The 1,248-nt window shown below is 72.0% G+C and carries 2 protein-coding genes; one reads left to right on the top strand and one right to left on the bottom strand.

Features of this window, described 5'->3' with window-relative positions; genetic code table 11:
• A partial coding sequence (locus tag ACWEMJ_RS34155) for a hypothetical protein (RefSeq protein ID WP_452141030.1) occupies positions 1 to 563 on the bottom strand: 563 nt, incomplete at its 3' end.
• Positions 564 to 912: 349 nt separating this feature from the next.
• Between ACWEMJ_RS34155 and ACWEMJ_RS34150 the strand changes: the two genes are divergently transcribed.
• Entirely contained in the window at positions 913 to 1,173 is a 261-nt protein-coding gene (locus ACWEMJ_RS34150) for a hypothetical protein (protein WP_452141029.1), read from the top strand.
• The last annotated feature ends 75 nt before the right edge of the window (positions 1,174 to 1,248 follow it).

Below are 1,248 nucleotides of genomic sequence, written 5' to 3'. Positions count from 1 at the left end.
AGACTGCCGCCGAACGCGCCCGGGTGGGTGAGCGAGACATCGCCGTTGACCAGGAAGAACGCGATCCCGTCGGCCGGGGTGGCGGGCGTGGTGCTGCCGTACTGCCACTGGTCGAAGGTCACGTCCAGGCCGTTGCCGGCGGGCAGGGCCTGGTCGAACAGGACGGCGCCGTTGCGGTCGTTGCCCGCGTCGGTGACCCTCAGGTAGCCGAACGGCGAGGCGTCCAACGGAGGCACCGGCCCGACCTCGGCCTCCGGGCAGCCGCCGAGCGGGCGGCCGTCCGGCCCGAGAGCCGCACTCGGCGCGCCCGTCAGGCAGGCGGACCCGACGGCGACGAACCTCGAATCCGCAGTGGCCCCCGCGAAATCCTCCTCCAACAGCGGCGAGCCGATGGCCCGGACCTGTTCCGGCAGAGCGGCGGCGGGGCGCTGGGCGGGGCCGGCGGCCTGGGCGCCCAGGGCGGCGGCAAGACCGGTGCCGACCAGGCCCAGGGTGGCTGCGGCGCTGATGAAGCGGGCCGCTCGGGAGGTGAGCCGCAACGGTTCGCGGAGATGTCTCGTCATGCCCTGACTATGTGCAGCCACCACCAGCGGCTATCAGTTTGTCCTATCAGTGGACCTACTGAATCGCTCGGATGCTCGAATTCGGGATGCCGTACCGACCGCCGGGCCCCTGACTTGGCGTCAGGGGAGGGCCCGGCCGAAGCCCGTCACGGCTGCGCCACCCGGGCCGCCACCCCGGGGTGAACCTTCCGCCCGCGCCCCGCCCGCCGAGGGGCGGCCGCTGACTCTCCGTTACGACTATATGGCCGCATGGTCGCCTTGCGGGCCCCCGCACCCCATGTCCTGCTGGATCTCGGCAGGGCCGCCACCGTGCCCGCCGCCCATCGAACAATTTCGGAGGAGACCCTTCATGCGTGCTATCAAGCGTGTCCTGGCCGTCGGCGCCCTCACCGGCCCCCTCATGATCGGCTGCGCCGGGCTCGCCAGCGCCGACCAGGACCCGAGCGCCCACTTCAGCCAGATCCAGTTCGCCGCCGACGCGAACGGCGCCTGCTTCTCCAAGGTCTTCTCCGTCGTCAGCCCCAACGGGGTCGAGCACGGCAACCAGGTGATCTGTGCGGACAGCAGCGGCGTCTCCGGCTTCTTCACCGAGGCCGGCGCCAGCTTCTGACAACCCGGGCCGGGTGGCCGCCCTCCACCCGCGCGGTGTGGTTGGGGTCGATCGTCGTGCGACCCGTCCAACCCC

The organism is Kitasatospora sp. NPDC004531 (genome assembly GCF_053602195.1).
Note: the sequence above shows the minus strand (reverse complement) of the source record. Positions and strands in the feature narration are given on the sequence as shown.

Bases quoted from the DNA above. Each gene is read 5' to 3' on its own strand.
- ACWEMJ_RS34150 (WP_452141029.1), top strand. From the start codon at position 913: ATGCGTGCTATCAAGCGTGTCCTGGCCGTCGGCGCCCTCACCGGCCCC.